At 57.5% G+C, this 6,051-nt stretch carries 9 protein-coding genes and 2 other RNA genes; 6 read left to right on the top strand and 5 right to left on the bottom strand.

Going from position 1 to position 6,051, the window contains the following annotated elements:
* Positions 1 to 198 (top strand): 50S ribosomal protein L37e, encoded by a 198-nt coding sequence (locus ACP5KC_RS04270; RefSeq protein WP_191118533.1) that lies wholly within the window; start codon positions 1 to 3, stop codon positions 196 to 198.
* Here ACP5KC_RS04270 and ACP5KC_RS04275 read toward each other — a convergent pair.
* The 4 genes from ACP5KC_RS04275 to ffs form a co-directional block, all read right to left on the bottom strand.
* On the bottom strand, positions 178 to 666 hold the full coding sequence (locus tag ACP5KC_RS04275) for a RecB-family nuclease (protein ID WP_236944866.1): 489 nt from the start codon (positions 664 to 666) through the stop codon (positions 178 to 180). The two genes, ACP5KC_RS04270 and ACP5KC_RS04275, sit on opposite strands and share 21 nt — an antisense overlap.
* A 68-nt stretch (positions 667 to 734) precedes the next feature.
* On the bottom strand, positions 735 to 1,691 hold the full coding sequence (locus ACP5KC_RS04280) for a DNA cytosine methyltransferase (RefSeq protein ID WP_236944867.1): 957 nt from the start codon (positions 1,689 to 1,691) through the stop codon (positions 735 to 737).
* Positions 1,692 to 1,750: 59 nt separating this feature from the next.
* Positions 1,751 to 2,044: RNase P RNA component (rnpB, locus tag ACP5KC_RS04285), an RNA gene on the bottom strand.
* Positions 2,045 to 2,109: 65 nt separating this feature from the next.
* An RNA gene (ffs, locus tag ACP5KC_RS04290) (signal recognition particle sRNA) lies at positions 2,110 to 2,424 on the bottom strand.
* Positions 2,425 to 2,526: 102 nt separating this feature from the next.
* Here ffs and ACP5KC_RS04295 point away from each other — a divergent pair.
* Genes ACP5KC_RS04295 through ACP5KC_RS04315 form a run of 5 tightly spaced genes read left to right on the top strand, consistent with a single transcriptional unit; the run spans position 2,527 to position 5,525 of the window.
* The gene (locus ACP5KC_RS04295; RefSeq protein ID WP_052884651.1) at positions 2,527 to 3,102 is read left to right on the top strand and encodes a DNA-directed RNA polymerase; all 576 of its coding nucleotides are present in this window, start codon (positions 2,527 to 2,529) and stop codon (positions 3,100 to 3,102) included.
* Positions 3,092 to 3,301, top strand: coding sequence for a transcription elongation factor subunit Spt4 (spt4, locus tag ACP5KC_RS04300; RefSeq protein ID WP_052884652.1), 210 nt, complete (start codon positions 3,092 to 3,094; stop codon positions 3,299 to 3,301). Before ACP5KC_RS04295 ends, spt4 begins: the two co-directional genes overlap by 11 nt.
* A 3-nt stretch (positions 3,302 to 3,304) precedes the next feature.
* The gene (locus tag ACP5KC_RS04305; RefSeq protein WP_052884653.1) at positions 3,305 to 4,285 is read left to right on the top strand and encodes a deoxyhypusine synthase; all 981 of its coding nucleotides are present in this window, start codon (positions 3,305 to 3,307) and stop codon (positions 4,283 to 4,285) included.
* Positions 4,285 to 5,298, top strand: coding sequence for a hypothetical protein (locus ACP5KC_RS04310; RefSeq protein WP_273434074.1), 1,014 nt, complete (start codon positions 4,285 to 4,287; stop codon positions 5,296 to 5,298). The genes ACP5KC_RS04305 and ACP5KC_RS04310 overlap by 1 nt, the downstream gene beginning before the upstream one ends.
* A 5-nt stretch (positions 5,299 to 5,303) precedes the next feature.
* Positions 5,304 to 5,525, top strand: a complete 222-nt coding sequence (locus ACP5KC_RS04315; RefSeq protein ID WP_428286868.1) for a hypothetical protein — start codon at positions 5,304 to 5,306, stop codon at positions 5,523 to 5,525.
* On the opposite strand, the gene ACP5KC_RS04320 is transcribed toward ACP5KC_RS04315, so the two are convergent.
* Positions 5,512 to 5,985 (bottom strand): pantetheine-phosphate adenylyltransferase, encoded by a 474-nt coding sequence (locus tag ACP5KC_RS04320; RefSeq protein ID WP_273434076.1) that lies wholly within the window; start codon positions 5,983 to 5,985, stop codon positions 5,512 to 5,514. The genes ACP5KC_RS04315 and ACP5KC_RS04320 overlap by 14 nt on opposite strands.
* Between the last annotated feature and the right edge of the window lie 66 nt (positions 5,986 to 6,051).

The raw sequence follows: 6,051 nt of genomic DNA on the forward strand, positions 1-6,051 counted from the left end.
ATGGTCAAGGGGACGACTTCTTTCGGTAAGAGGGGCTCCGGGAAGACGCACATACGGTGCAGGAGGTGTGGCCACCACAGCTTCAACGTCAGGAAAGGCTACTGCGCACACTGCGGATTCGGGCGCTCAAAGAGGATACGCAGCTACGACTGGAAAAACAAGAAAACAATAACCCGTCTAAGGCTGCCTTCTAAGTAGCTCGTTAACCCTGTAAAGCGAGATAGCGACCAGGGCGACAGTCCCTATATCCTCCTCAACCCCCTCCGGGCTAACCATTTCTCCAAGCTTTAACTCGCGCTGCGACAGCCCTGGCTCTACACCCCCGAACACCAGGAACACCTTGTCACCCTCTCGCAACTCTTTAGCCGCCTCTGCCAGGGCCTCGTGGAGCCCCCGCCCACCATACTTGCCAGGCATAACCAGGAGAACCTTCCTGGGCTGTAGGAGCTCTATAGCCTCTGAGAGGTCTGCCAACACTAGGAGGTTTCTACCGAACTTGTATGCAAGCTTCTGGGCCTCGGGGACACCCACCTGGGCGGCTGACCCCACAGCTTTCGTGACTATGAGGTAGTTAAATCCGAGCCCATAGACTGTGCGTGCAACCTCGGCTAGGCGCTGAGAGCTCTGAGTATTATGGAGCACAGGGATTATAGAGTTTTTCTCCAAGCTATCCCCCTCCACGCTTTCTCAAGCATAAGCATTAAAATTTTTGCCTGGCGGCACGAGCATGGACACTAGGTTTGAGTCTCAAGATACTTTTTCACCTCCCTTGCTATGGCCCTTGCAAGCGGGACAGGCACAGCCTCTCCCACCTCGTTAAACTGGACATCCCTGCCCCCCAGGAAAACGTGGTAGTCGGGGAACCCCATTAGACGCGCCTGCTCTCTCACTGTGAGAAGCCTATCCTCAAACGGGTGCACAAACCTGGAAGAACCCATAACCGTGGGGGCAACCCTGTAAGGGTGGAGCCTCACGATGTTCCCAAGTATCCTACCCTTATAACCCCTATACCTCACCAGGGGCTCGCCCCACCTCAACCTGGCTATACGCTTCAAGCGACGGTGACCCAGAGGAACAGGCTCGTGGTTCGGGACGCCATAGAAGGGGTCCGGGGGAGGCAGCCCCTCCAACGCCTCCGCGACGACAACCTTACGCTGCTTAGGCGGCTCTATCGGGATATTCGAGATGAAAACCCGCGTCCTGTGGGACGGGGTCCCGTAGTCCTCCGCGTGGAGGATATTAAAGTAGATCTTGCTATACCCGGCCTCTGCAAACTCCCTCCTGAGGACGAGATCCAGGCCGTCGTCCATTATGCCCGGCACGTTCTCCATAACGAAAACCTTCGGCTGCAGGTCCCCCACCATCCTTATAAAGTGGAGCACCAGGGAGCCGAGAGGGTCATCATAAAGCCTCTCATACGGGTCCTCCCGCCGACGAGGATTAGCCCGCGTATAGGCCTCGCAGGGGGGACCACCGATGATAACGTCGGGCTTGCCGGTAATCTTGTACACGTCCAGTGAATGAACCTCCTTTATGTCGAGCGGTAACACCTTTGCCTCCGGAAAGTTGGCAGCGTAAGCCTCGGCTACGGGGGGCATGTTCTCAACCCCAAGGAGGATCCTAAACCCCTCTTCCTTAAACCCCCTCGAGAACCCCCCAGCCCCCGAGAACAGGTCCACTACACCAAACACGTTAAAATCTCTCAAGTAAACGGTTATTTATTTTACCCAGGGCCCAGGCCAAGGGCGCGGTGGACCGCTCGTACCCCCTCTTCTGTTTAGGCGGGATCCGTCTAAGGGTCCACCCGGCCCTCACCGCGGCCCCTCACAGGGCCTGTTTGACCCTAACCCCGCGGGGAGGACATTCCACGCAAACCCAGAGCGTCATCTCCCCGTGACTCGGGGGTCATCTCCATTCGCGCTGGGAGGCCTCGCCCTCCCTCGGCTCTTCGCCGAGCTGCTTGCGCAGCCGCGCGCCGCGGAGGGGAGGGGGTTCCACAGCCAGCACGTCGCCGATGCTGGCCGGCGCCCGCCCGGCGGCCCACCGCGCCGTGAAAAATATGCTTCAGAAGCGCTTAAACTTTTAGTTTACTCCAAGCTGTGAAAGGCCCGGCGGCGTCCCCCCAGGGTGGCCTGGGCGTGCATACCAGGGCGAGAGGGCTCCTTCCTCACCCCAGGCTTCCACGAACACGCCCCGCCGGCCTTAGGGCCGCTCCCTCCCGGGCCTAACCCGTTTCAGCCTTGCCGCGCTTCGCCCCTCCTACGAGGGGTTTAGCGCGGAGCGAGGCGTCCCGTGGGCCCAGGCTTCATGGGCGGGCCTTCTCGCCCCGGCATGCAGCTTACAGGCGCCCCCGAGGGTTGACACCCCCCGCCCTGAGCCCGTTTGCGGTTACAGGGGAGGGCTAGCCCCCCGGGGCTCCCGCCGGGCCGTGATAATCTTGGCTGGGTGACTATTAAATGTAGCCTTAGTCGTGTTCATAAGAAAAATAAATATAACGATGCCAACGTGTGAGCCTCTAGAGATATTATGTATAAGCTAATATTGCTCGAGGACACGGTCAAGATACCTCCAAAGCTCTTCGGGAAGCCGTTGAATGAGGCGGCCCTAGAGGTTCTCAAGGAGGACTTCGAGGGGAGGGTCCTAGAAGGCATAGGGCTAGTAGTCTCGGTGCTGGGTGCAGAGGTCTCCGAGGAGGGCTACCTCACCTTTGGAGATGCAGGCTCATACCACCAGGCGAGGTTCACCGCCCTCGTCTTCAGCCCCGTGAACCAGGAGGTGGTTGAGGGCGAGGTGGTCTTAGTAGAGAATATAGGCATAACCGTCAGGCTAGGCGCGGTAGACGGGTTCATCCACAGGTCCCAGGTTTTCCCGAGCAAAGAGGTCATCTATGACAGGGATCAAGGCGTCGTGATAGCGGAAAGCGGCAAGAGGATAATAAGGAGAGGCGACGTTGTGAGGGCTAGAGTCACGGGCGTTACATACGACGTGCAGAGGGGACAGCTGCGGGTAAGGCTCACCATGCGCCAGCCCTACCTCGGCAAGCTCGAGCATATAAAGGAGCTAATCGAGAAGCAGAAGAAGGGTGAGAAGGATGCCTCGTAAGAGAAAACTACCCCTAAAGGCTTGCACGACCTGCAAGGCCCTCGTCCAAGACGAGATCGAGGTATGCCCTGTGTGCGGTGGACGCGAGTTCTCAGACGACTGGGACGGATTTGTGGCGATCATCTCCCTGGAGGATTCAAGCATTGCCAAGCTACTCAAAACCCCCAAGCCCAGCATGTACGCCTTAAAGGTAAGGTGAACTATGAGCGGTGACAGATCCTCGCTACTACAAACCCCTGTAGTCGATTTAAGCCTTGATGAAGCCGCGGAGAACGCAGGCCAGCTCGTAAAACTCCTCGAAAAGCTCGGCGGCTTCTCAGCGAGATACGTGGTGAGGAGCGCAAACATACTGCTCGAGATGTACAGGAGCGGGGCAACAGTCATCTATAGCTTCCCGGCAAACCTAGTAGCTACGGGCCTTAGAGGCCTCCTAGCGGACACGGTGCGCCACGGCCTAGTCAACGCCGTCATAACCACTGGAGGTACATTCGACCACGACATAGCCAGGGGGCTGGGATACAAGTACTACGTGGGAGAGTTCGAGCTCGACGACGCCTACCTCAAGGAGCTCGAGATTCACCGCCTCGGCAACATACTCGTCCCAGCCGAGAACTATGGTCCACCCGTGGAGGGCTTCACGCACATGATGCTCGAGGAGCTTTCACAGGTCAAGACAGACTGGTCTCCAAGCGAGCTGGCATTCGAGGCCGGCAGGAGGCTCAGCGACGAGAAATCCATACTCAGAGCGTCACACCTAAAGAACACCCCTGTCTTCGCTCCTGGCGTAGTGGACGGCGCGTTCGGGACGGCAGTATACACCTTTAACGAGAAGAGCCGGGCAAGCTCCACAGTCAAGCCGATACGCATAGACCTGGTCAGAGACATGGAGAAAATAGCGGACATAATATACTCCGCAGAAAAGCTTGGAGGAGTAATGCTCGGCGGCGGGATCTCCAAACACCATACAATCTGGTGGGCCCAGTTCAGGGGAGGGCTAGACTACGCAGTAGCCGTAACCTCGGCTCCAGAGTGGGACGGCAGCCTGAGCGGCGCGAGGACCCGCGAGGCGATAAGCTGGGGGAAGATTAAGCCGAAAGCCAACCACGTCACGGTACCCGGGGACGCCACCATAATATTCCCGGTCATAATCGGTTACGCTGCAAGGGAGCTTGGGGTGGTCTGATGGAATTATATTTAGCTGTTTTAGCCTTCTCCACCTCGCTAATACTGACGGCCCTACTAGCAGAGCCCCTCATAAAGCTCCTCAGACGCATGGGCATAGTCAGGCCCGACGCACACAAGCCCGGAAACCCCACGGTAGCCCACAGCGGAGGAGTAATATTATTCCTCGGAGTCACGTCCTCACTCCTAACAACAATCCTCCTAGCAGGCCCCTCCACACCACTATCCCTGAAAATACTCATAATGCTCGCCAGCGGGGCAACGTGCTTCGCCGTAGGACTCGTAGACGACGTCAAGATACTCAGGGGAGGCGTTAAAACAGTCCTCACGCTCCTCGGGATACTCCCGGTCCTCGTCGCAGGCGTTCAAGCCCCCCAGCTCATAGAGTGGGGTCGACCCGTACTACCCCTTATCGGAAGGCTCAGGATAACAATAATCTACTGGGCCCTCATGCCCCTCTCGATAGCAGGGGCGGCGAACATCGTGAACATGCTGGACGTGATGAACGGCGTGATCCCCGGGACATCGATAATCGCCTTCTCAGCCCTGGCAGCGGCAAGCCTGATCCTTGGCCGGGAGGCAACCCTTATAGCGTCTCTGGCCGTGCTAGGAGCCCTGATAGCCTACTACAAGTACAACGCGTACCCCGCTAGAGTCTTCAACGGTGACAGCGGAAGCCTCTTCCTCGGCGCACTCATCGGCGCGATAGCAGTCGTAGACCACATGGAATTCATAGCCCTAACACTACTCCTGCCACACCTGCTCAACGGCTTCTTCGTGCTCGTCAGCTTCCGAGGCTTCAAAGAGCACCGCCAAATAAGGAAAAGACCAATACAAGTCGACAACAACGGTATCCTCACCGCCAGCACAGACCCTGACGCACCACTCTCCCTTACACGAGTAATCCTCGCAGTAGGCGGCCCCTCCAGGGAACCCGAGGTCGCAAAGGCATACATCCTGCTCGAAGCAGTAGCAGCAGCCCTAGCCTTGGTCTCCGCCTGGCTCATGAGGTGAGTAGGTTGAGGCTTGGAAGAGTCATAGCATTCATAGGATCGCTCCTGGTAGCCGCATGGCTAGGGCTAATAGCGATAGTGCTTGCCGCAGACCTGGTAGCTAAAACCCTCCGAGAACCCCTGAGAAGCATCACCGGCCTCCTTATCCTCGCAGCCTTCCTTGCCTTCGCCGTCGTAGTCGTAGAACTCCTGAGACGCAAAATACTCCCACGGATCACGCGTTATTAACCCTTCTACTCCAAAGGAGCGAGCTCGACAGCCTCAAGCCCCCAACAGTCAACATCTCCACCGAGTACACCTTAAGAGGCTCTAACCCCTTGATTCTCCGAAGAAGGTTCACGAGGAAGGCTCCACGGAACGTCTCCTCAGAGACAAATATACAGTCTGCCCCCTCGTCCTCGACAGACGGCCCGAAAGCATCGTCAAGCCTGTAGATGCTCACCTCAACACTCGGATCAACCTCCTTCAAGAAGCCCAGCACGGCCCTCACCCTCTCATCGAACGGCTCGACAGGATGCCTCTTATGACGGGAAACATACTCGTCCGATGTAACCCCGACGAGAAGACTACATGAAAGTACAGTGGCCGTGCGTAAAAGCAGCTTGTGCCCCTCATGCAAGAGGGAGAAAGTCCCCCCCACAACGCCTCTCCTGCAAGGCTTCCCGCAGTACACACTACTCCCCGTCAAGTCCAATTCCCCTGCAAAACACGCGTTCTAACACTATGAGTCAAGCGGCGGCACACCCTTAAGTGC

The organism is Infirmifilum sp. (assembly GCF_049970975.1).
Classification (GTDB): Archaea; Thermoproteota; Thermoprotei; order Thermofilales; family Thermofilaceae; genus Thermofilum; species Thermofilum uzonense.